The 25,492-nt window shown below is 37.1% G+C and carries 13 protein-coding genes; 4 read left to right on the forward strand and 9 right to left on the reverse strand.

Annotated features, from left to right (window positions below; all coding sequences use genetic code 11):
* Positions 1–53: 53 nt before the first annotated feature.
* The 9 genes from CLV62_RS11420 to CLV62_RS11460 all read right to left on the reverse strand — a co-directional run bounded on the left by CLV62_RS11420 (position 54) and on the right by CLV62_RS11460 (position 17,284).
* A complete protein-coding gene (locus CLV62_RS11420; protein WP_110310912.1) occupies positions 54–1,007 on the reverse strand; it encodes a pectinesterase family protein in 954 nt (317 codons plus the stop codon).
* Between the two features lie 82 nt (positions 1,008–1,089).
* Positions 1,090–2,748 carry a RagB/SusD family nutrient uptake outer membrane protein gene (locus CLV62_RS11425; protein WP_110310913.1) on the reverse strand — a complete coding sequence of 553 codons (1,659 nt, stop codon included), beginning with the start codon at positions 2,746–2,748 and terminating at the stop codon, positions 1,090–1,092.
* An 18-nt stretch (positions 2,749–2,766) separates the two neighbouring features.
* Positions 2,767–5,913, reverse strand: coding sequence for a SusC/RagA family TonB-linked outer membrane protein (locus CLV62_RS11430; protein WP_245904080.1), 3,147 nt, complete (start codon positions 5,911–5,913; stop codon positions 2,767–2,769).
* 134 nt (positions 5,914–6,047) lie between these two features.
* The gene (locus tag CLV62_RS11435) at positions 6,048–7,220 is read right to left on the reverse strand and encodes a glycoside hydrolase family 88/105 protein (RefSeq protein ID WP_110310914.1); all 1,173 of its coding nucleotides are present in this window, start codon (positions 7,218–7,220) and stop codon (positions 6,048–6,050) included.
* 110 nt (positions 7,221–7,330) lie between these two features.
* On the reverse strand, positions 7,331–8,713 hold the full coding sequence (locus tag CLV62_RS11440) for a pectate lyase family protein (RefSeq protein ID WP_110310915.1): 1,383 nt from the start codon (positions 8,711–8,713) through the stop codon (positions 7,331–7,333).
* A 34-nt stretch (positions 8,714–8,747) separates the two neighbouring features.
* Positions 8,748–10,385, reverse strand: coding sequence for a glycoside hydrolase family 28 protein (locus CLV62_RS11445; protein ID WP_110310916.1), 1,638 nt, complete (start codon positions 10,383–10,385; stop codon positions 8,748–8,750).
* 109 nt (positions 10,386–10,494) lie between these two features.
* Positions 10,495–12,108, reverse strand: coding sequence for a DUF5123 domain-containing protein (locus CLV62_RS11450; protein WP_170120049.1), 1,614 nt, complete (start codon positions 12,106–12,108; stop codon positions 10,495–10,497).
* 19 nt (positions 12,109–12,127) lie between these two features.
* Complete coding sequence (locus CLV62_RS11455; protein ID WP_110310918.1) at positions 12,128–14,044, reverse strand: RagB/SusD family nutrient uptake outer membrane protein; 1,917 nt, start codon at positions 14,042–14,044, stop codon at positions 12,128–12,130.
* Between the two features lie 12 nt (positions 14,045–14,056).
* A complete protein-coding gene (locus CLV62_RS11460) occupies positions 14,057–17,284 on the reverse strand; it encodes a SusC/RagA family TonB-linked outer membrane protein (RefSeq protein ID WP_110310919.1) in 3,228 nt (1,075 codons plus the stop codon).
* A 402-nt stretch (positions 17,285–17,686) separates the two neighbouring features.
* Here CLV62_RS11460 and CLV62_RS11465 point away from each other — a divergent pair, with 402 nt between their 5' ends.
* The 4 genes from CLV62_RS11465 to CLV62_RS11480 form a co-directional block, all read left to right on the forward strand.
* Positions 17,687–22,117, forward strand: coding sequence for a hybrid sensor histidine kinase/response regulator transcription factor (locus CLV62_RS11465; protein ID WP_110310920.1), 4,431 nt, complete (start codon positions 17,687–17,689; stop codon positions 22,115–22,117).
* A gap of 405 nt (positions 22,118–22,522) precedes the next feature.
* Positions 22,523–23,776 carry a DUF4861 family protein gene (locus CLV62_RS11470; RefSeq protein ID WP_110310921.1) on the forward strand — a complete coding sequence of 418 codons (1,254 nt, stop codon included), beginning with the start codon at positions 22,523–22,525 and terminating at the stop codon, positions 23,774–23,776.
* A 72-nt stretch (positions 23,777–23,848) separates the two neighbouring features.
* Positions 23,849–25,255 carry a glucuronate isomerase gene (uxaC, locus tag CLV62_RS11475; RefSeq protein WP_110310922.1) on the forward strand — a complete coding sequence of 469 codons (1,407 nt, stop codon included), beginning with the start codon at positions 23,849–23,851 and terminating at the stop codon, positions 25,253–25,255.
* 55 nt (positions 25,256–25,310) lie between these two features.
* The coding region (locus tag CLV62_RS11480) for a PfkB family carbohydrate kinase (RefSeq protein WP_245904081.1) at positions 25,311–25,492 on the forward strand (182 nt) is incomplete at its 3' end.

Below are 25,492 nucleotides of genomic sequence, written 5' to 3' on the forward strand. Positions count from 1 at the left end.
TAAGGTCTTTTTTGTATTTTAATAAGTGCAGCATCAATAGGTACTATTTCACATTACTTATTTATTGTAGGATTCCAATTGTCGCATCCTCTCAGAACATTAACAATCGTATATTTTTCAGCTTCTTTCTTCGTTAATATTTTTGCCCATTTTACACGTCCAGAGGTATTCGCACCTTCTCCCGAGTTGTTGTATTCCATATAACGGGCTGTTTTTTCATTCTCCGGATTTCTCCAGTTATCCCATCCTTCGGGTTTGATGCCTTTGGGTAAATATGTATTCATAAAGAGAGTCATAGCATAAGCACGCCATGGACGGCCTAAATACATTTCGTTAACCCCTTCGGCTAATTTTACTGTACAATTATTGAAAATATATCCGAATTCTATATCCTCCGGAGTATTGGCTGCCGTGATATAAGAGTTCTTTTTGCAAAAAATTTCGCAACGTTCAAACCAACAGGTCGATGGTCCGAAAATAAAATCTGTGGTACCTTCAATATAGCAATCTTCAAAATATTGCCTTTGTCCTTGCTTTCCGGCATAAATAGTATCCTGATGCCCTAAGAAACGGCATTTGCGGAATATAACCCTGTCACCTTCGACATGCAGAGCTACAGCCTGCCCTAATTGTAGTGATGAGTTTTCAATGGTAAGATTCTCCACTGTAATATCATTTCCACGAATAAGGAACGTGTATGTTTTGAATGTTCCCATCTTATTTATATTGGCGTGATCGTCATAGGTGATGATCGTCTTTTCCATATCCTCACCCAACAGTTTTACATTTGTAAGATATGAATGAAGTATCAGTTTCTCTTTATAAACTCCTGCACGAATATAAATAGTGACAGGTCCTGCCGGGTCAAATGCCCGAACTGAATCTATGGCTTGCTGAATGGTACGGAAATGGCCTCGTCCATTACGGTCTACAACAATATCACGTTCACCTTGGGCGAAAATACCCAACGACATAAATAACAGGCAGAGTAAAATAAGTTTTTTCATAAGATCAAAAATTGGGTTAATATCGTAAAGGGTAATAAATTATTTACCCTTTACGATTTTTATCTAGTAGACACTAAAATAATTAGTATCCGGGGTTCTGTTCTACTTTTGCATGGTTTAGATTTATAGCATCTAAAGGTATCGGACGCAATATTTTATTTTGTCCATCTACACCTTTAAAATAATCAGCACCAACAACATTTGGATTATATTTTACAGCATACTCAATCAGTTTGCCTGTACGCTTCAAGTCCATCCATCGGTGGTATTCACCAGCCAATTCTCTGCCTCTTTCATCCAAAATAAAATCTATTGACAAATCGGATTCTTTTACGCTCATATCATAACCTGCAGCAGCAGCACGCTTACGAACTACATTTATACGTTCTACAGCTTTTGCATTATTACCCGCCTTGTAATAAGCTTCGGCTGCCACCAGATAAGTTTCTCCTACACGTGCCAATACTACATCACGGGTACTGCTTGTGGTACTGAAAACGGAGTTTGGATCATCGAACTTGCGTACTACAGCTACACCATATACATCACCCGACATCGCAGCAATATAAGTAGTTGGCTTACCCGATACTGTAAGTGTATTTTCCTGCATAGGGATAATAACTGTTCTAGACCTTGTAGCCGGATTTGCAGCACGCCATGCAGCCGTATCTGCAACTGCCCATGCAGGAGGATAGTAATATAGCACCCTCTCGGCATCTAATTGCTTGTTTTTAGTATAGAAATCGTAATAATGAGTATAAAATTGAACCATGAAAGTTCCCTCATATCTAGTATCGCCTTTTGAGAATAACTGATGCAGGCGGATAGTAGGAGTAAGATTTGATGTTGTATATTTATTTCCATCTTCAGCTCCACCCAAATAAGTACCAAAAAATGCCTGTTGCATATTTCCCGCAGTAGGGCTAGATATTGACGAAGCATCGTATTGCACAGACCATATAACCTCTTCATTCTCCTGATTCTTCTTTTCAGGCCAAAATAAGTCGTTAAAGTTGATCGATAATACTTGACCACCTATAGCTGCATCTGCATATTCGGCAGCTTTAGTGAAATCCGAGACAGTGCCAAATGTTTCATAACCACGACACAAATATGTTTTTGCCAGAAAATGATTGACTGTTCGTTGATCGACTCTTCCAAATACAGATGTTTTAGCAGGCAGACTTTTTTTCAAGTCTTCCATTTCCGTAATTATAAATTCATATGTAGCAGTTGCAGACTCACGCTCGAATGATACTATCGGCGAATCTATCATATTTTTCACAAGAGCTACTCCTCCAAAGTTCTGAACCAGCAAATAATAGTAATATGCACGAACAAATCGGGCTTCTGCTTTATATTGACCTAACAAATCTGTCGCCTCTGTATGATCGGCATAATAAATAGCCGTATTTGCCAACTGAATACCTGCATAGCAACTTGCATAAAATTTCTTTACATCACCATCGGAATTCAACAAACCTTTGTAAGTACCCAGTCCATCGGGAACTTTATTTCTACCCGAAGCATACAGGTCGGTTCCTGCACAAAATATCCAAGGTTCTATTCCATATACCGCACGTAAAGAAGAGTATACAGTATTCATTAAACTTCCATAACCTTCAGCCGTTCCATAAAACTGATCTCTGGGAACATTCGATTTATTATCCTGTTCCAAAAAATCACTACATCCAACCAACGGAAGAATGAGTAGGAATAATATATAATATATTTTTTTCATTTTTTGCTCAATTTATTATTAGAACTTAAGATTTACACCAAACTGATAAGTTACAGAGCTTGGTCCACCACTACCATCTGAAATAGATGCCGCAGCCCACTCAGGATCAAAGCCTTTATAGTCGGTAAATACAAAAGGATTCAAAACATTTACATATAACCTCAGGTTTGATACTCCGATATTTGACAATAATTTGCGAGGAAGTGTATATCCAAAAGTTATATTCTGAACTTTTATAAATGATGCATCCACATAATTATTTGCACCCGCTTCGGCATCACTTGAGATACTCCAGAATCTACCTCCTCCATTATTAATTCCACTATTGTTAGGATAAGGGTATGCCTGACTATTATGCCCGGTTGAAATTCCTACTGTACCATCCGCATTCAGTATAGCTGCACCTGCAGGAATGTAGTAATCCATCTTTAATTTGTTACGTCCACGATCCTTATAGTCTGTAAATTCCACCATAAAAGGACTCAATACATTCACCCCCTGTTTTGTGTAAATCGAAAATGAAAAATCAAAATCCTTCCAGCTCAGATTAGATGTAACACTTCCTGTCCAGTCAGGTAAAGCAGATCCGAGAATCATTTTATCTTTTTCATCTATAACATAATTTCCATCTCTGTCAAGTACTTTGGTTTGTCCCTCATACTGACCGTATTTAGCAGCTTCAGCAGCTTCAGCAGCAGTCCATACTCCCGTTATTTTATAATTGTAAAGGGCATCTAAAGATTCACCTATAAATAATTTGTTTCCTCTGTCATCTACTTTTGCACCATAAAGCTCTACTATTTCGTTCTTATTGGCAGCAAATACAAAAGTAGTAGACCATTGAAGATCTTTTGTGACAATATTCATCGTAGTCAGAGCCAGTTCAATACCACTGTTTCTAATTTTACCTACATTATCCCACATTACCCCACCAAGTGCTCCTGTTTCGAGAGGCATAGTACGTTTGTAAATAACATCACTTGATAATTTATTATAATAATCGATTGTACCATTGATACGCCCTCCAAAAAATCCATAGTCTAGTCCGAAATTGAATTCTCTTGATTTCTCCCACGAAAGATTAGTATATACCAATCCGTTAGGTCCATAACCATTAACCGCCATACCTCCATAATCATACCAGTATTTCTGTTTGGCAAGAGCTTGTGTATCATATGGCCCTACTCCTCCATTATTTCCGGTATAACCGAAACTCGCTCTTACTTTAAGGTTGCTTAATGCATCAAATTTCATAAAGTCCTCTTCCGATGCTCTCCATGCCAATGCCATAGAGGGGAACATACCCCATTTATGACCTTTGGCAAACTTAGAAGAGCCATCCCAACGACTTGTTACTGTAGCCAGATATTTGCTTTTGTATGTATAATTAAATCGAAGAGCATGAGATAGCATCGTTATACGCTGAAAATCACTGAGTACTTTTTCGATATTAGCCGCCGATTCCAGATTATGAAAACTTGTCTCAAATGGAATACCTCTTACCTTTGTATAATCTTTGTTGTAGCTATTGTCATAAATACTAAATAAATACATACCATTGAAATCATGGTCTCCTATAGTTTTCTGATAATTAACCTGATTATCCCATGTATATGTAAATCTCTCCTCATTTGTCACCTCTGCGGCATTAACACCTGCAGCAAACTGAGCTGCAGTATTTACTCCGTTGTAGATTCCATGGCGGCTTTTGTTATAAGTCGGTAGAAAATTACTCTTTATAGTTATCTCCTTTACAGGATTATACTGAACATATACATTTGCCAGCACATCATAAGCTTTAGTATTATCATCTGCATTTTGCAAATCAATAAGAGGATTTATGATCCCCGAAAACTGTCCGCTACCCTTAAATATATCTTTTCCTCCGGGAAGTAATACCAAATCGCCATTTTTATCATATGGTATAAAATACGGATTGGTTCTGAAACTGTTTAAAACAGCATTATTACTTCCGAAATCTTTTTCCGTCATAGCCATATTCGCAGAAAAACCAACCGAAAATTTATCGTTAATCTTATTATCTACAGATCCCTTGATATTGTATCTTTTATAGTTATCGTTTACGAAAACTCCGTCTTCATCCTGATAACCGACTCCTATACGATAAGCTAGATTTCTATTATTTCCGTTTATACTTATAAAATGATTCTGCTGTTGTCCGTTTTGTGTAATCAGATCCGGCCAGTTTGTATAATCTTTGGTTCGGAACTTTTTTTTCATCACCTCACTACCATTCCAGAAATTATTGAGATCGCCGCTCGTTATAGCATATTGAGGTATACCCGTTGCATATGCATTTTTTAGCTGGTCGCTAGTCATTGTATTATATCTTGCAAAACGATAATCTGAAAACTCGTCTCCATTCATAAACTCAGGCATACGAGCTACGTTTTTAGAACCATAAAAGCCATCATAAGTGATAGAAACTTTACCGGTATCGGAAGGCTTGCCCTGCTTGGTGGTCACCATAACAACTCCATTGGTTGCTCTCGAACCAAAAATAGCTGTAGAAGAAGCATCTTTTAAAACATCAAGACGCTCAATATCAGCAGGATTCAGGAAGTCAATACCATCAGTTACAACCCCGTCAACAACGTAAAGAGGACCTCCTCCTAACATCGAACTTTTACCGCGGATCTGAATATCAAATCGTCCACCTGCTCTACTTGAGTTTTGAGAAATATTAACTCCGGCTACTTGTCCTTGCAGTGATTCCAACACACTTGTTGCACCTCTTGCAACAAGGTTATCTGATGAAACACTACCGACCGACCCTGTCAGGTCGTTTTTCTTCATTGTTCCGTATCCGATAACAACGACCTCATCCAATTGGGAGAAATCTTCTCTCATTACAATATTTACAACAGCCCCCGTAATTGGTATTTCCTGAGTTTGCATACCAATATACTTGGCTTCCAGAGTTTTTGAAGTACCGGGAACAGACAACGAATATTTTCCGTCTAAATCTGTTATTGTACCTGTAGTAGAACCTTTTACTGTAACAGAAACCCCTATTAAGGTCTCTCCTTTTGAATCTGTTACTGTACCCGATATTTCCTTTCCCTGTGCATATGCACTTTGCCAAGACACGAGGAAAAAGAGGGCACACATTACAGACAAAGTCTTCATAATTGTCTTTTGCATGGTGTGGTTAAATTAAGGAATTAAGGTCTAAAGTTTTGATTTATATAGTTAACTTGTTGCAATAGTAAAGTATATTTACCAGTTTCACGGGGGACATTTTGACTACTCAGGGTAGTCAAAATGTTTTTTCTTCTTTATTTACCTAATAATAAACTCAACATAATAAATGGTCCAACCGCTTTAGGGTCATTATCCCTTATTGGTTCTAAGATGTAATACTCGAAACTTCCGTCACGATATACCTTTTCTCCGCCCAATCCCGCTACCGAACAACCGTCGGTTATAGAAATTGTTCCATCGGCTTCTTTCTTCAAAAATCGCTTGACAAATTGATTATATGCTTTTTTTCCTTTCTGAGTATATGATTTGTCCAGATAACCTTTCTGTGCACCTTTAACCCATGTATATATAAACATGGCGGAACCACTCGATTCTATATAATTACCTTTTCTGTAACCCATATCGGTCACCTGATACCACATACCTGTCTTAGGGTCTCTGTATTTCTCTACAGCAGCACTTACATTTCTCAATATTTGTATTATTTCGGGTCTTTTCGGATGATCTTCCGGTAGGTAATCCAAAACATCCACGATTGCCATCACATACCACCCTATACTGCGTGACCAGAAATTTGGAGACAGTCCTGTTTCTTTGTTTGCCCATCTCTGTTCGCGACTTTCGTCCCATCCATGATAATATAATCCCGTTTTTGAATCATACAGATATTTATGTGCATCCAATATCTGCAAGGTAACCTCATCAAATAACTCGGGCTCATTAAATACTTTTCCATATTCAGCCAGAAACGGACAAGCCATATAAAGACCATCCAGCCACACCTGATGTGGATATATCTTTTTATGCCAGAAACTTCCATCTGCTGTACGTGGATGAGTTTTCATCTGGTTACGTAACAAAGTCATGGCCTTTGCGAAACGCTCCTCTTTTGTTTTTGCATAGATAGGGAATAGTATCTTTCCGGTATTTACCCTGTCGATATTATATTCTAAGGGTTTGTATGTCTTGATTTGTCCATCTTCGGAGATCATCAGATCCGCATAAGAATAGGCATAATCAAAATATTCCTGATTGTTTGTTTTTTGCCAGGTTTGAAGTATTGCTTGCAGCATTAAACCATGACAGTAGTTCCATTTTGGCTCTTTCGAGAAATCAAGCATCCATGATTCGGGATTCCTCTTTATTTCAGAATCAACCATCCATACCGAATAAGGCTTCTTCGCAAAAGCCGATCCACTACAAATAGTTGCAAACAGAATAATAAATATCAAAAATTGTTTTTTCATGATTCTTTTGATTTGTTAGGTAAACAACAGCAAATATTTGAATATTAGCCCCATGTAAGAACTAATAGATGTATTGCAATTACAGAATAATAAAGTCTTATGTCTTAGCCTTATTCCATTATATTTTCAACTAAACTATTCAGATAGACTTCAAGATAGGTATATCCTTCTGAATTAAGCTCAGCTGCTGTTTTATTAGGATAGTTGGCTTCTAACCATCCATCGGGAATTCCGTCTCCGTTAGAGTCTAAAACTACATCTTGAGAATTGAAGCTGTACACTTCCCATCCACCAACATCGTTTTGAGAATCAATCATTCCGGGTCTAGTTTTACTATCACGGGAAGCTCTCACTGGAGTCAAACCATCTCTTACTTCGGTTATGATACGTGCATCCGTTTTATCCCTTTTGTAGCTGGCTCCGCTTTTTGCTAATACTTTTGTAAAAGCTGTTTCAGCATCATCGGTTTCAACAGAAGATACTTCAAATGGTACTAACGATATAAGTTCTTCTTTATTTTTAGTTGAAGGATTTGGTTGAAAGCCAAGTATATTATTTTCGGTTGTCACTTCATCATTATATATATAATTTCCGGCTAGGTAAAATTGCCCCCAGACACCTTGAGCTTGTTTATTGGCTCCTTCATCAGCATTGGGTGAAAATATTCTGTTAGGATGAGAAGATGTTGCCGATGCCTTGTAATAATTATTCACAAAGTTGTATCTGCCTCCTTCCCCTGCATATCCGCTATTGCTCCCCCAGTTGTAGATTACATTATTTCTGAAATCTACCAGTTCCAATTCGGGAGTCGCAGTATAACGACTTCCACACATCCGAGGATTGCGGCTATCATGGTGTGCCAATAGGTTGTGATGAAAAGATGCTTTTTGGCCACCCCATATTCCGCCATAACCATGGCTTCCTTTTCGGTGAACAGACGCTCTCAGGCTTTCAGATAAGATAGACCATTGTAGGGTGAAATTTTCGTTATCATAAAAAGACCCACACTCATCGGTACTCCAACTTAAGGAGCAATGATCTATAATAATATTTTTATTCTTATTACCTGACAAAGCATCATCTTCAACGCCAGATAAATCGCCCATTCTAAAGCGAATAAAGCGAATGATAACATTATCGCCTGTTATCTTTACCGGATAATTAGCAATACAAATACCATCACCGGGCGCACTTTGCCCGGCAATGGTTGTATTCGATAGAATATTTAATTTCGATTTCAGATGAATCACTCCTGCAACCTTAAACAAGATAACCTTCGGTTCTTCTCCTTTGAGACACCAGCGAAGGCTACCTTCTCTCGTGTTTTTATTCCCGACAACTGTGTCTTGTAAGGTATTTACATAATAAACATTCCCTCCACGTCCTCCAGTAGTGTACATTCCTCCTCCTTCAGCCCCCGGAAAAGCCGGAGTCTGGGCTTGAATGGTACAACAAAGCAATATCCAACACAAAAACAATAGTATTTTTTTCATTATCCTTTGTTTTAAGATTGTAGAGTTATATTATCTATTCTTTAGTAATATTCTCTGGCTTAAGACTCTTAGGCAACTTTATATTCTCGGTAAGTTTACCTGTGATTTTCACAACTTCTTTCAATGAATTCGGATATCTCAATCCTGTAGCATCCATGTTTCTTACATTATTCAAGATTAGTGCAGGTCCTTCTTTAGCTATTATCTTCACATCCTTAAATGTGATACCATCCGATTCAGATAACTCACCTCCATAAGTTGCAGTTATAGTTGTATTCTCTAGATTAATATTTGTTATATTCATCTCGGGCAAGCCATTGAAATACATCGCACGCCTTGCATTTCTTGAAGTTAAATTCTTCACATATATGTTTCTGAATACAGGGGTAGTCTCATCTACTTCATAAACAATATTATCTGCCGGTGTTTCGTCTCCATCTTCTAATGCTTCGGATGCCGATTTGCCTCCATAATACAGATCGAACAGGAATGATTCGGTAGCTATATCGAACATGTTTATATTGCTGACGTAAATATTCTCTACAACACCTCCTCTTCCTCTACGGCTCTTAAATCTTAAGCCAACATCTGTTCCTAAAAACTGACAGTTCGAAACCGATATATTACGGACACCTCCCGACATTTCGCTTCCTACAACAAAACCGCCATGCCCTTGAAATACTTTACAGTTATCAATAATTACATTTTCGGTAGGTAATCCACGACGACGTCCATCCTCATCTTTTCCGGATTTGATACAGATTGCATCGTCACCCACATCGAAGGTACTATTTATTATAATAGAATTTGTGCATGATTCTAAGTCCAGTCCATCTCCATTCTGAGAATAGCCCGGATTACGAACAAATACATTATCTACAATCACATTCTTACACATCAATGGGTGTATATTCCAACTCGGAGAATTTTCGAAAAGAACTCCTTCGAGTAAAACATTTTCGCATTCGATAAAACTAACCATTACCGGACGCAAAAAGTCTTTTACTGAATCCCATTCTTCATCAGATAAATCGCCTTTAGGAACATTCATGTCACTCATGTCGTTCCCTTTTAGAGAACCTTTTGTCGGAAACCAATAATTACCATCTTTAACAACTCCGCCCGACTTCACGACTCTTTGCCAATGGCTATCAGTCACTTTACTTTTCTTCAAAGGTCTCCAAGTATCACCAGAACCATTTATAGAACCTTCACCTGTAATAGCAATATTCTTCAAATTACGACCAGAGATAGGAGACTGGCAACGACGAGTATCAAGCCCTTCGAATACTGTATGTACCAATGGATACAAATTGAAGTCCGACGAAAATAGTATTAAAGCTCCCTTTTCGAGATGCAGATTTATATTCGACTGAAAAACAATAGGACCTGTATACCAAATACCCGAAGGCACAGTAAGGGTTCCTCCTCCTTTTTTAGATAAAGCGTCTATCGCTTTCGCAAAAGCTTCAGTATTTAAAGTCGCACCATCGGGTACTCCTCCGAAATCTGTGATTGACAAATTATTTGCTGGAAATACAGGACGATCCAAGATCGGCATTTCGAAGGGTAAATCCTTATACAAATAAGTATATCTGTCACCGGCATTAAGTAAACCCGATACCGGAAGACAAACAGTCAGGATAAATACAATCTTTTTAAATGTGTTCATTCTTTTTCTATTTTAATAAAGGAAGTAAGATTACAGACTATACCTATTTGTTTTACAGCTACAATTCTTACTTCCCCTATCTTAATTTATAATTAGCTCTTTATTTCACTTACCACCAACGAGGATCTCCCGGTTGTTTATCGCCACCTATACTAGTATCCTTAATCTTGAAATTACCAGTTGAAGGATCAGTAAATAAATTGGCAGAAGTATTATTATAATCTGATACGCCAGTCAACGGATAACCCGAAGCAACTGTATAATCGGTTGTTTTGTATGAATCAAAAACAAACGTATCTTCTAACTTGGGGTTGGTTGCACGTGTAGAAATTGAAGCATCTGAAGCAGCAAATAAACAATCGTTTATACCCAACCGGCTTGCCATATTAGCAGCTTTACCATCAAAGTTTATAATATATTTATCTTTTGCCTGTGCGTCATAGAATGTACAGTGACTAATGCTTACTAATGCAGGTTTCGATTTACAGGTAATAACATTTGTATTATTCAACTTAGACACAGTACTGTTTTTCAAGCTAATATCTCCTACCGATACAGAAGTCGCATCAATAGATACAAGACCATAACTTCCAATATTGCTGATTATACAGTTGTCTATATCAATCAGTCCCACTGTTAATGCTGCACGCATGCGGATAATTCCTCTAAATGAATCTATAATACAATTATCCATCTTAAATTCAGAGATTGATCTTGCAGTAGTCGGATTATCATTTAATACATAGTCAGCCGCAGCATCAGTTCCCGAAACCTTCATGTTATGTATCCAGATTTTAAAGTTTGAAACCGAATTATCCAGCTTTATTTCTTTAAAGTTAATGGACGCTTGTCCTTCTCCGGCTAGTCCCCATAATGTAAGAGACTTGATATGTGCAGGAAGTGTCCAAGCATCACCTATCTCAAATTTTGCGGTAGTAGGGATTACCAGTACGACCTCAGTATCTTTTATAGTATTTAAGAACTCAACAATATTCTCAGTTCCTTTTAGGACATATTGCTTTCCATCACCCGATATTTTTTGAGCAGTAGTAAATGTTTTTACTCCCTTCCTTTTCTCTCCGTTATAAATTTCAATACTATATAGTGTATTCTGTTTCAGGTCTTTTAATTCGAGTCTACTCTCAGCTATCTCTGACGCTGATAATCTAATCTCTTTCTTATTAAAACCTCCTCCTGATAACAAAATATGAGTTACTTCCGATTCTGCTTCCCATGTTATAGTTGCCGAACTTTCTGTAATATCACTTACTGCATTGAGAATCTGCTCTCCGGGAGTCTTAAAAGTCAAAGCTACCCATCTTGACTCCGGCAAGTTTTTATTCGAAGTCACTTTCATACGAACAGAGTATCTGATCTCAGGATCAAGCTTTTTTACTGTAATCATGAATAACTGTGAAACAAATGTGGAATCGAGAACAATACTGTCAGCCGGTATTTCAATAGTATTAGTTATTGTCTTGAACTCTAAACTGTCTTTACTAAATTCCATAACATACGCCCCCGCGTTAGACACATTCGAGAATACTAGATCGACAGATGTAGCTCCGATTCTGGATGTTTCGAAAGTTACAGGACTGAATACCCTATTATAGCTGTCATCTGTTCCCCAATCATTCACATCCTCGCAAGATGTAAAACAAACTGCAAGTCCTAAAATTAACAGACCGCTTAATATATATTTAAATAAAAAGTTCTTTCTCATTCTGTTTATTTTTAATGGGTTAATAGCCATAAGAATTTGTAACAATTCCTTGGTAATCTCCAATCACACTACTATGAATAGGGTATAAATAACGGTTAACACATACACCGTTATAATCTTTGAAAAGTCCTGAGCTAAATAGCTGGATTCTTTCGTTATAGATTCTTTTATTCTCTTCCGAGAATCCCGACATCCACTTCACCTTAGTATATCCTCGAGCCTTCAATTGATTGTCATCTAAAGCCTCTAACTCCGCATTTACCACATAATAACTTGTACTGTCTTTATCGATATTTTCCTTATCGGCTTTGTATTTATAGAATAAATTTTGAGGCAGTGATGAATACTTTTTATCAAACACCTCCACAGCTGCACCACTAATCATATCTTGAAATGCTTTGCGCTGCTCTAAGATTTTTTTCTCTAACAGATTCCAACGAATAAGGTCAAATTTGCGAATCGCTTCTCCTCCAAATTCCCATGCACGCTCATTTATAAGTGCATTAAAAAATTGTTCTTTCGATGATAAATTGCTCACATAATCCGCTACATTCTTGGACTCATTTTTGGTTCCGGCAAACGCTCGGGCACGTACTTCTTTCAAAGCATTTTTGGCTGCGTCCGTAGGTCCGTTTAGCTCATTTTCTGTTTCGGCGAACATCAATAAAACATCAGCATATCTCATATTGATCCAGTTTACACCGTATCCCCATTTTCCATTTGCTTCCTTATTCTGATCCAGCCATTTTGTATTTTCAGCCATCCAGCGTTGATCCCATTTTGCAAAGTTGTACGAAAGGGGATTACTTTGGAATACCTCTTTCTGATCGCCACTTGCATTACTATATGCTATAGTAGTAATAGTAGCATCTCTACGAGGGTCTTCCGGTTCGAAAGAATAGTAATAATAAGCACTTGTATTTACAACATTCGAGTTATTACCATATCCATATTTGGTATTAGTATAAAATCTCACACCAATACTATACCCTATTTCTCCACTCTGGCTTAATCCCAGTGCAACTTCATAAAGGTTCTCTCCATTAAGACCATCAGCCTTCAATGCACACACATCTTTCCAAATATCTACATAGCTGGATTTCAGTCTGTATTTTCCTACATTCATTATCTCCAGACACTGAGTACGTGCTATCTTATAATATTCAAGATAATCTGATCTTCTTTCTGTCGGATATCCGGGTTTATCTCTCAAAGAGTAGCCACCTCTGGTCAATGCTATACGGGCAATCAAACCTTTGACGAAACCTTTACTGATTCTTTCTGCAGTCGAATAAGATACCGAACCGGCACTCTCTCCAACCCAAGGGACATCTTTCTCTATTGACAAAAGTTCGGTTATTAAATACTCACAGATTGAATCTCTATCGGTTTTAGGCAGATATACATTCGATAAGTCATTTTTGGTTGGTTCTGTTTTAAAAGGAACATCGCCCCAGTGTTTAACCAGTTCATAATAACCCATAGCCCTCAAAGTCTTGGCTTCTCCAAGCAAGGTTTTCATTGCGGCTTGGTCTTTATCTGTTCCCAACATCAAAGGGCTGTTTTCGATGCCTTGAATCACTAAATTAGAACGTTCGATCATTTGATAGATTCTCGTCCAAATAAGTGTTGCATTTCCTGAGGTCGCATAATAATTTGAAGCTCCCCTATTTGTATTCTGATTGTAACTCGACTCATCAGCACCTACAAATTCTATATCATTATTGGTACTCCAGTTTATCGATAAACGTTGTGCATACATCTGTGCATCAGCTATACGGTCATAAATACCTTTCACTGCAGATTCGGTGTAATAGACAGAAGTATATATCGTTTCGTCTGTCATCTTCGAATCACTGCTTGTTTCCAGAAAATCGCTACAAGATGAAAACACCAACGAAAAAGCTGCTATGTATATATATATTAGTTTTCTCATTATACTTATTTTTTAGAATGTTATGTTTATACCACCTACAATAGTCTTGGCTTTAGGGTATGCCGAATAATCTACACCCGGAGTAAATGGGTTTTCTTTGCTAGATCGGGTACTAACCTCAGGATCCGGCCCCGAATAGTTTGTCCAACAATATAGATTATAACCTGTGGCATATATACGCAGTGATTCTATCAGCCATTTTTTAGTCATCTTTTTGGGTAATGTATAACCAACTGTCAAATTATTTAGTCGTAAGAAAGACCCGTCCTCAATTGCCCATGAATGAAGAGTGGTAGTGGTCATCATAGGATGCCAAATTGTTTTACCGGAATTAAGCTCCTGTAAAAGAGCAGGATTGGCATTCTTTCCCGAATAAATATTATTTCCGGTTGAAGGATCAATCGTAGTAAAACGATTTTTAAAAGCCATAATCGATGATAAATTCTGATTTTTACGAGTTAATAAATATGAAGTATTATCCAGTTTATTAGCATTATAAATATCATTTCCGTATGACCAATTGAAGAATACAGAAGCATCAAATCCTTTATAAGTAGAATTAAATCCAAAACCTCCCGTATGTTTAGGAAGAGCATTTCCTATAACCTTTCTATCATTTTCTGTTATTTTATCAGTACCGTCATCAGCTATTTTCTTAAACTTCAATGCTCCGGGTCCAAAGTAACTGCCATTACTAATTAAGGCACTATTATCGGCAACACCTTCATTAATAACCCATACATTTTTGCTTTGATCCCATGTAAAATCGTCAAAACTATACATTCCGTCAGTAACATAGCCATACATTTGACCAAGAGGACTTCCTTCTTCAACCAGATAATCATACACCGGTTCTGCCGAACCGTTCCAGCCCGAACCGTATAATTTAGATTTAGTATTACCATTCGAGAACTTATCAACCTTGTTTTTATTGAATGCAATATTGAATGTTCCCGATAGAGTAAAGTCTTTATTATCTATGATATAAGCATTCATTGAAAACTCAAGACCTCTGTTAGATGTTTGTCCGATATTTTGGTATTGTCCGTCATATCCCGATGTTGTTGGGATTGGAGACCTTACAATCAGATTTCTAGTAATATTGTTGTATAAATCGATCGAACCTGATATTCTGTTTTTTAATATTCCAAAATCAATACCGAAGTTGCTCGAGTAAGTAGTCTCCCAAGTCAATCTATTACTCTTTAGAGTAGCCGATGGGGTTAATATACTTGTCGCCTTTTCATTTGGGTAGAAAACACTAGAGCTTGAAGAAGTATATTCTTGTCTCCAAGGCGGATCGACACGTGCATTACCTACAGTACCATAACTCAATCTAACTTTTAGATTATCTAACCATGAATTTTGAGTACGAAGAAACTCTTCTTCAGATGCTCTCCACGCCAGTGCTCCCCCGGGAAAGAATCCCCAATATAGACCCGGACCAAATACACTGGTACCGTCTTGACGTGCAGTAAAAGTCATCAAATATTTATCCTTCAGGTTGTAGTTAACACGACCAAAGAAAGAAGACATTCTTAGAGGTTCTCCAAGGCTGGTTATTATTGGTTCGGCTTGACCATTACCCATCGCAGCCAATACCTCTCTCGCCGAAAAATCTACGGGGAAATATCTTGCCTCCACTAATTTTCTATTCATCACTCTTTCGCTAAGCTCCTGCCCTGCCAAAACATCAAATTGATGGATTTTATTCAGATTGAAATTATAAGATAGTGTATTAATTAAACGCCAATCATGACCTTTATCATCTGTTATTCTGGCTACAGGCTGTCCTGCATACGTTTTAGAGACACCCGTTCCGCTTGTCCAAACATTATCCGTATTATTTTTCAAAAACGCATAACTAAAGGTACTCGAGAATCTCAGCTTCTTTATAATATCCCAATTAACACCTGCTATATAGGTATTATTGAATTTGTTTACTTTCTTATATTCATTAGTAATATCGTCAACCGGATTATTCAATGTACTATTAATTCCCGCCTGATCATCGTCATCACTATTAGAAGAGTCTAATCCGTAGAGTCCTCTGGTTGGACTATATTTTACTGCATTACGTAACTTTGTATTAGAGCCTGAACCTGCTGAGACACTAGGTCCAGTGATAACCTCATTCGTAACACGGACATTAAAATTCATACTCAGATTATCTTTTATCTGACTGCTTACTTTAAAGTTTACATTATCGCGCTTATAGCCTGAATTTATCATAATATAATCTTCATCGTTACGAGTAAGACTTAAGCTATACAAAGCCGCTTTACTCCCCCCTGACACACCAACATTATAATATTGTTGTGTACCTGTATTGCCAAATACCTTATCTTGCCAATCGATTCCGGGGTCAGATTTGTATATATCCAGATCTTGAAATCGTCCATACAGCTTCTGAAAAGAAGACGTCTGATCTAATTCATGTTGATAGTATACGTACTCGTAAGGGCTAAGAACTTCAATAAAATCCCTAGTCTTTTTTGCTCCGTAAGAAGCATTGAATGTGACAGATATTTTTCCTTCACGCCCACTTTTTGTTGTGATAAGAATAACACCATTTGATCCCAGTGCTCCGTAAATAGCAGTTGAAGCAGCATCCTTCAATACATCTATTGAAGCAATGTCGGAAGGAGGAATATCTGTTATACTATTTACTATGATTCCGTCAACCACATACAGCGGTGCGTTATCTTGAGAGATAGAAGTACCACCACGTACACGGATACGTATATCGGCATCGGGAGATCCTTCTGTAGCTACAACACTTACCCCTGCCAAACGACCGGTAAGAGCTTCAGCAGCCGAAGCAATAGGTAAATCCTTCAATGATTTTTCGGAAATAGAAGCAACAGATCCTGTCAGATCTCTCTTCTTTACTGTTCCATAACCGATAACCACAACCTCATCCAGTTCCGAGTGATTATCTTCCATAACTATATCAACAACTGCACCTGCAATAGGTACTTCTTTTGATATCATCCCGATATAAGAGGCCACAAGAGTTTTTGCCCCCGTAGCTACAGAAAGAGTGTACTTTCCGTCAAGATCGGTAATTGTACCTGTGCTTACGCCTTTTACAGCAACAGAAACACCAATTAATGCTTCTCCTTTGGTATCTGTTACCGTACCGCTTACCATCTTCTGTTGAGCATATAGATTTTGCCCGTATAGAAAACAGAACAGAGTACAAACCAGAACCAAAATTTTAATACTTGTTTTTTGCATGGTTATTCAAATATGTTTAATTAGGTTAACACTTTAGTTTAGATTAACAGTTAAGTAGTTCGATTCAACTGCAATGTTAATTTATATTATTTACGAACACAGGGGAGATTTTGACTAGAACAGGTAGTAAATCTGATATCCACCTACAAAAGCACAAGAATAGACTATTAGAATAATTGAGAAGAAACACTTTCACGCATAATATAAAAATGCCTAAATAGACAGTCAGATCGCCTTTTACACAACATTATAAGAGAACTACTTTTTTGAATCCATCAAAAAAGGTCAACAAAATAGGGGGACAAATATTCTTACAAACGGGGTCAAATTGATTTATTAACTGAGCTACTCGCACTTTTTCGAGAAACAAAGTTATATTTGTGAATAGTCTATACCAATCAAATGATAAACCTACGTTTTCTTTCGTTGATCTTCTTTTTTACGATCAACATAGCCTTATTCTCTCAGCCAAAATGTTATTTCGAACATTATGGAGCAGATGACGGACTTCCTCAGCATACCGTTATGGATATTCTTCAGGATAAGAAAGGCTTTATGTGGTTTTCTACTTGGGATGGGCTCAGCAAATTTGATGGCTATAAGTTCTATACCTATAAGATTCAGGCAGGGGATGCATATCACATGAGAAGTAACCGTATCGATTACATCTACGAAGATCAATATGGTTATATTTGGACACTGTCTTACGACAGAGAGGCACATCGATTCGATCCTAAAACTGAACGATTTATGGGAATCAGGTCTTTGGATAAATACAAAGATTTCAATTTTACAACCACATCAATTCTTCCCATGCCATCGGGCAAAGTATGGTTACTCTCCGAAAGGATGGGATGCGTTTCTATCACGGGTTCTGCCTTTGAGGTTCAATTATTTAATATCCAGAATAAGAGCATACAAGCCAATCAGGTATATAGTATTCATGAAGATAAAAACAAAACATCGTGGTTACTAACAGATAATGGGCTATACAGTGTTTCGGAGGATGGCAAAATAATCAGCAGCCATTTTGCGGAAAAAGAATATAACGAAAACAGACCCATGCAGAGTTTCTACTCAGCTATGGAGCTTAATAATCAAATTTGGTTTGGCTCGGATGACGGACGAATATGGATTTACAATAAAAAAGACGGGCAATTCAGTCTATTCGAAACACATTCCCCTTCAAGAATAAAACAATTAGAAAACATTGATAACAATCAGATCTTAATAGCCACAAATAGCGATGGCTTTTTCATATACGATTCTAAAAAAGAAGATCTCAAAAAATTTACGACAAAGAATTTGCCGGCTATGCCTGTCAATGATATAGTATCATGCTATATAGACAAATCAAATAATATATGGTTCGAATTAAACTATCAGGGAGTATCACGATTCGACATTAAAACTCAGACAATAAAACATCTGGCTACAAAAACTGAGAATTTCAGTTCAATTGTCTTTCCTCCCAATTTTTTCATCTTTGAAGACAATGAGAATCGCATTTGGGTACATCCTCGAGGGGGTGGATTTGCATTGTATGACCCTATAAAAGAAGCATTAGTGCCTTTTTATAACGAACCGTCTTCTCCAACATGGCGATTTTCGGACATGCTTCATGCAGGGTTTTCTGACAAGCAAGGGAATCTCTGGTTGAGTACCCGATCTCATGGTTTGGAAAAGATTATTTTCAACAACGACGTGTTCAAATCGACTATTGTAGATAAAAACACACACTCGACCATAAATAATGATGTACGCTGTATTTTTGAGGACAGCAACCAAAATTTATGGGTATCAGCTAAAGGAGGAAGAATCTTTGTCTATGATTCAACCCGTACACAAATAGGTTATTTGTGTGAAAATGGAAAAATCGAGTACGGAGAACCTATTGACGGCATATGCTATGCTATGCTCGAAGACGACCAAAAAAACTTATGGGTAGGTACTAAGGGCGAAGGCATATACAAACTAACACCCATAAAAGGTTCTAAACAATATAAAATAACTCAATACAAGAACTCTCCGACAGACCTTTACAGCCTTAGTAACAATAGTATATATAGCATCTTTCAGGATGTAAAGAAACGAATATGGGTCGGGACATATGGAGGAGGGCTCAATCTGATTGACCCCAATGAGGAGGGACGATTTATAAATTATAAAAACAATCTGAAAAACTACCCAAATCAGCTTGGCTATCAGATTCGAATAATCTCATCGGATAAATATGGTAACATATGCGTCGGAACAACCTTCGGGCTTATTATGTTTTCGCCTAATTTCGAATCGGTTAGCTCTATTGATTACAAATCATTCAGCAGAATACCTAACGATAATAATAGCCTAAGTGGAAACGATATATATGACATTTGTACTACTAAAACAGGAGAGACATATCTGGCTACATTTGGGGGTGGACTTAATAAAATAATAAAAGTAAATGAGAATGGTTTTCCAGAGCAATTTGTATCTTTCACAGCTAAAAATGGATTACCCTCCGATGTTATTCTGTCTATTACCGAAGACTACAGAGGTAAGTTATGGATTACAACAGAAGGAAATCTGACAAAATTTGATCCCGTTAAAACATCATTCGAAACATATAGTGAAATCAATCGACTCATTGAAGGACAAAATTTTTCGGAAGGAGCTCGCTGCGAGGCTAAATCAGGAATCATATATTTTGGCTTTTCAAAGGGTTTTATCTCCATAAACCCAGATAAGATCAACGATAATACCTTTAAACCCTATGTAGCACTTACAAACTTACAGATATCGAACAAGAGTCAATCCATAGGAGAGGATTCTCCTTTGGATATCAACATCGACGATGCTAAACATCTGGTTTTAAACCACAAACAGAATTTTATAAGTATAGAGTTTGCTGCCTTAGATTATATTGAACCTAAGCGAATTATGTATGCATATAAACTGGATGGTTTTGACGAAGATTGGATAATAACAAAAGATCAACGCATAGCCAACTATACAAACTTGTCGCCCGGTGAATACACATTCCGGGTAAAATCGACTAACAGTGATGGAATATGGACTGACAATGAGCATGTTTTAGAAATAAAGATTACACCTTCTTTCTGGCAAACAGGCTGGGCTTATTTCCTATATTTTGTTCTATTTACAGCAGCTCTTTTTATCATTTTACGAGCCATTTTTCTTTATTACCGTCTAAGAGACAAAGTAAAATTAGAGCAAGAACAGACGGAAATGAAGACCCGTTTTTTCACCGATATTTCGCACGAAATACGCACTCCCCTTACTATGATTGTATCTCCCGTCGAAAATATCATTGAAGACAAAAAGACGCCTTCGGAAGTGAAAACCCAACTTCAATTGGTATTAAAAAATGCCAATAGGATGCTCGATATGGTAAATCAGATTCTCGATTTCAGAAAGATACAAAAGAAAAAGCTCAACATCCAACAAACAAACATAGGTTCCTATATAGTATCTATTTGCGATAATTTCTATGAAGCTGCAGCCGAACAAAAGATAAAACTAAATGTAGAGAACAAGGCCGGTGACACCAAAATATGGGTAGATAGAGACAGTATTGAAAAACTCATGTTCAATCTGCTTTCGAATGCTTTAAAACACACTCCTGCTGGTAAAAACATCGACATACTTATTTCCGATGTATCTAAAGACAACACCGTATTACTTCAAGTAAAAGATGAAGGCAGAGGAATGACTAGAGACATTCTCAATAAACTGTTTACTCGTTTTGCCTCCTTCAATCTTGATAAAAATAAACCAAGTACGGGTATCGGCTTATCCATTGTAAAAGAAGTGGTAGACAAACATCACGCTGGTATTTCGGTTTCGAGTGAAGTTGATAAAGGCACTTGTTTTACAATTAAATTCTTGACAGGCATACAACACTTCGAAAACGAGGACAATATAATCTGTGTATATAATGAGGTTGAGAAAGAGCAAGCACCAATCTCTTCCGATAAAAATACGGAAGAAAATAACAGTAACCATACAATTGAATTAACCGAACAACCACCACAAAGAGAGACGGTACTTATAGTAGAAGACGACTCCGATCTGAGACAGTTTATAAAAACTATCTTAGAGGCTCATTATGATATACTGGAAGCCGCTAACGGAAAAGAAGGTTATGATAGCGCAATAACCAATCTACCCGAATTTATACTCAGTGATATCATGATGCCTGAAATAGACGGTGTAGAATTACTCCAAAACATTAGAAAAAATGCAGAAACCAGTCATATCCCCTTTATATTACTTACAGCAAAAACTGATATTGAGAGTAAATTATCGGGACTCGATTATGGTGCAGACGACTACATAACAAAGCCTTTCAGTGTAAAATACCTCAGAGCGAGAATCGATAATATAATAGAACAACGTAAAAGGCTATACGAATTTTATTCAATAGGAAAACAGTCTTCTACCTCTAGTTCTGCTTTACCTTCAGAGAAATTAGAGACCGAACATCAAATCACTCAACAAGATGAGTTGTTCATCAAAAAAATTAAAGAGATTATTGAAAAAAATATAGATAACAGCGATTTTTTTATAGACAACCTTGTAGCCGAATTAGCTATGAGCCGCACTGTTTTCTTTAAAAAGCTAAAGAGTCTTACAGGCCTTGCCCCTGTCGAATTTATTCGAGATATTAAAATTAAGTATGCAGCACGCCTGATAGAATCTCAACAATATACTATAAAAGAAGTATCTTTTATGATCGGAATATCCGACACTAAATATTTCACCCAATGTTTCAAAAAAATATTCAATATGACCCCGAGCGAATATAAGAATATAAAAAAAGACTTGTAAAACGGCTCAATTCGCTTATACTTAAGTAATTTTTCTTACTTTCGTCAAATTATTTCTCTATTACACTGAAAAACATCGTCCCTTTAGCCGAGTATAGATAAATACTTAATGAGATATTATTCAACTATAATAGTCATTGTATTTATGTTTATCAGAGCAACAAGAGACTTTGACGCCTTAAATCTACGGGGTATAATTAATCAAAGTCAAAATATCCCCCATATACCAAAAGGCTCATTTATATATTTGTAATAAGAGGATGGTAAAACCTTAATAAATCTGAATCAGGTCAAAAAATGCATGAACAAGGTCAAAAATGACATTATCTTATAGTTGAGTTATTCTACCTTTGCTCATCTTATAGAGTTTACACTTTAGATCTGATATACTTTAGTTTAACATACCATGAATAAACTTACGAATATGAATATTTTTCGTTTTTCTCATCAAAGTGTAGTGATAACTACTCTCTTATTGTCGTCTGCCTTATCTGTGAATAATGCATTCTCGCAGACAAAAGATTTGATTATTGAAAATAAAGGTTTGAAGCCCCTTGTAGATTATACGTTGGAAGTTCCCGTAGCAGATTTAAAACTCCCTATGGGTAATTATATTGGAATTCTTCCTGACAACAGTATCGTTCCGATCGAGATATGTACTGATATAAACAATAAAGAATTAGCGGTTCTTCCTATTAGTAAATTGAACGCAGGAGAAAAACAAACTATCAAAATCCAAAGAGGTTCGAGCGATTCATATCCAAAACGTACTTATGCCGAATTGTCGCATAAAATAGGTGGTGAATTTGAAGGCAACAAGTATGTGGGCGTACACTCTTGGGTAAAACCCAATAAAATCACACTTCCCGGTAGTTTCACCGACCACTCATATTATATAAAATACGAAGGTCCGGGATGGGAAAGCGATAAAGTAGCTTTTCGCTTTTATCTGGATAATCGCAACGCAATTGATGTATTCGCAAAAAAGACTACAGGTATTGTTCTTCCTGCTGTAGGAGTAGATGGTTTTGACAACTATCATAACATGGCTCCTTGGGGAATGGACAACATGAAAGTAGGAAAAGCACTAGGTATAGGATCTATTGCCAGTTGGGATGGAACTAAAGCTGTACGTGTAGATACTAAAGATAGTACGACTTGCAATATACCGGCAGACGGTAAAATTCGTTCACAAGTAAAAACAATTTATTACGGGTGGAATGCTAATGGAGTAAAGTGCAATCTGACCTCTTTAATTTCTATTGATGCAGGTAGCAGAGCCTCACATATGGAGTTACTTGTTGACAAAGCCGTTCCTAATATAGCTACAGGAATCATCAAAGATAAAAATTCGGAGCTTATTATTAGTAACGATAAAAACAGTGAATGGTCATATATCGCAACCTTTGGAAAACAAAGTCTTAATAATGACATGCAAGGATTAGCTGTTTTTGCAAGAACCAAACAAATAAAAGAAATCACGTCAGATGAACTGAACCATGTACTTGTTCTGACTCCTCTGAACAATTCTGTTGAATATTACTTTATGCCGACATGGGAACTAGATTCAGAGCCTGTTGTCACTAAGGCTGATTTCATGAAATGTATTGATGAAGTATTAAACCGACTAAATAATCGAATAAATATTGTCGTCAAATAAATAAACTATAAGTTGCCATAACTCGAAAACATATCATTAAATACTTTTAACTACTTAAAAGGACTAAATATCATGAAAAACTTTTTAGACAAAAATTTTGTACTGGAAACAGAAACCGCACAAGCGTTGTATCATGAACATGCAAAAAGCTTACCTATTATTGATTATCACTGCCACTTAGACCCTAAGCTAATAGCAGAAGACTACAAATTTGATAACCTAGGCGAAATCTGGTTGGCTGGCGACCACTACAAATGGCGTGCTATGCGTACCAATGGTATAGATGAACGCTTTTGCACAGGAAAAGATACAAGTGATTGGGAAAAATTCGAAAAATGGGCTGAAACAGTACCCTATACGATGCGTAACCCACTCTATCACTGGACTCACCTTGAATTAAAAACAGCTTTCGGTGTAGAAAAGATATTGAAACCTGAGACTGCTAAAGAAATATACGATATATGTACTGCTAAATTGCGTACTCCTGAATTTTCGGCTCGTGGGTTGATGAAACACTACAATGTAGAAGCTGTTTGCACCACTGACGACCCGATCGACAGTTTAGAATACCATATCGCACTGAAAAAAGAAGGCTTTTCGGTTAAAGTACTTCCAACATGGCGTCCCGATAAAGCAATGGCAGTAGAAGTGGCTGCGAACTTCAGAGCTTATGTAGAAAAACTATCTGAAGTATCAGGAGTTACAATCAGCAACTTTACTGATTTAATTACAGCATTACGCAAACGCCATGACTTCTTTGCTTCAGTTGGGTGTAAATTATCTGATCATGGAATAGAAGAATTCTATGCAGAAGATTATACTCAAAGTGAAATAGATACAATCTTCAACAAAGTATATTCAGGAAAAGAACTTACAGGAGCAGAAATCATCAAGTTTAAATCTGCGATGCTAGTTGAAGGAGCAATCATGGACTGGGAAAAAGGATGGACACAACAATTCCATTATGGAGCTATCCGCAACAACAATACCCGTCTGTTTAACCAACTAGGTGCAGACACCGGGTTCGACTCTATTGGAGATTTTACTATTGCTAAAAACATGTCCAAATTCTTCAACAAACTAGATACAGACAACAAACTAGCCAAAACCATTATATACAATCTTAATCCGCGCGATAACGATCTGATTGCAACTATGATTGGAAATTTCCAAGATGGATCGGTAGCCGGAAAAATTCAATTCGGTTCAGGATGGTGGTTCTTAGACCAAAAAACAGGCATGGAAGCTCAAATGAACTCATTATCCAATCTTGGACTATTGAGTCGTTTTATAGGTATGCTTACCGACTCACGTAGCTTCTTATCGTATCCAAGACATGAGTATTTCAGAAGAATACTTTGTAACCTGATAGGTAATGATGTAGAACATGGTTTACTACCTTCTTCTGAATTACCATTCTTAGGAAAATTAGTAGAAGATGTATCTTACTATAATGCCAAAAATTTCTTTCAGTTTTAAGACTGTATACATTAACTTATAAATAAAATAACAAATAATATAACTATCCCACGATATGAAAAAAGTAGTCACCTTCGGAGAAATCATGTTACGCCTGTCAGCGCCCGGCTATCAACGCTTTATCCAATCCAATAACCTAAATGCCACCTTCGGAGGAGGCGAAGCCAACGTAGCCGTATCCCTATCCAATTATGGTATCCCCACAGACTTTGTAACCCGTCTGCCCAAAAATGACAT

The organism is Indolivaga alginatilytica (assembly GCF_003201355.1).
Classification (GTDB): Bacteria; Bacteroidota; Bacteroidia; order Bacteroidales; family Dysgonomonadaceae; genus Dysgonomonas_A; species Dysgonomonas_A alginatilytica.

Bases quoted from the DNA above. Each gene is read 5' to 3' on its own strand.
- uxaC (WP_110310922.1), top strand. From the start codon at position 23,849: ATGAAAAACTTTTTAGACAAAAATTTTGTACTGGAAACAGAAACCGCA.
- CLV62_RS11465 (WP_110310920.1), top strand. From the start codon at position 17,687: ATGATAAACCTACGTTTTCTTTCGTTGATCTTCTTTTTTACGATCAAC.
- CLV62_RS11425 (WP_110310913.1), bottom strand. From the start codon at position 2,748: ATGAAAAAAATATATTATATATTATTCCTACTCATTCTTCCGTTGGTT.
- CLV62_RS11430 (WP_245904080.1), bottom strand. From the start codon at position 5,913: ATGCAAAAGACAATTATGAAGACTTTGTCTGTAATGTGTGCCCTCTTT.
- CLV62_RS11420 (WP_110310912.1), bottom strand. From the start codon at position 1,007: ATGAAAAAACTTATTTTACTCTGCCTGTTATTTATGTCGTTGGGTATT.
- CLV62_RS11435 (WP_110310914.1), bottom strand. From the start codon at position 7,220: ATGAAAAAACAATTTTTGATATTTATTATTCTGTTTGCAACTATTTGT.
- CLV62_RS11445 (WP_110310916.1), bottom strand. From the start codon at position 10,385: ATGAACACATTTAAAAAGATTGTATTTATCCTGACTGTTTGTCTTCCG.
- CLV62_RS11460 (WP_110310919.1), bottom strand. From the start codon at position 17,284: ATGCAAAAAACAAGTATTAAAATTTTGGTTCTGGTTTGTACTCTGTTC.
- CLV62_RS11440 (WP_110310915.1), bottom strand. From the start codon at position 8,713: ATGAAAAAAATACTATTGTTTTTGTGTTGGATATTGCTTTGTTGTACC.
- CLV62_RS11450 (WP_170120049.1), bottom strand. From the start codon at position 12,108: ATGAGAAAGAACTTTTTATTTAAATATATATTAAGCGGTCTGTTAATT.
- CLV62_RS11470 (WP_110310921.1), top strand. From the start codon at position 22,523: ATGAATAAACTTACGAATATGAATATTTTTCGTTTTTCTCATCAAAGT.
- CLV62_RS11455 (WP_110310918.1), bottom strand. From the start codon at position 14,044: ATGAGAAAACTAATATATATATACATAGCAGCTTTTTCGTTGGTGTTT.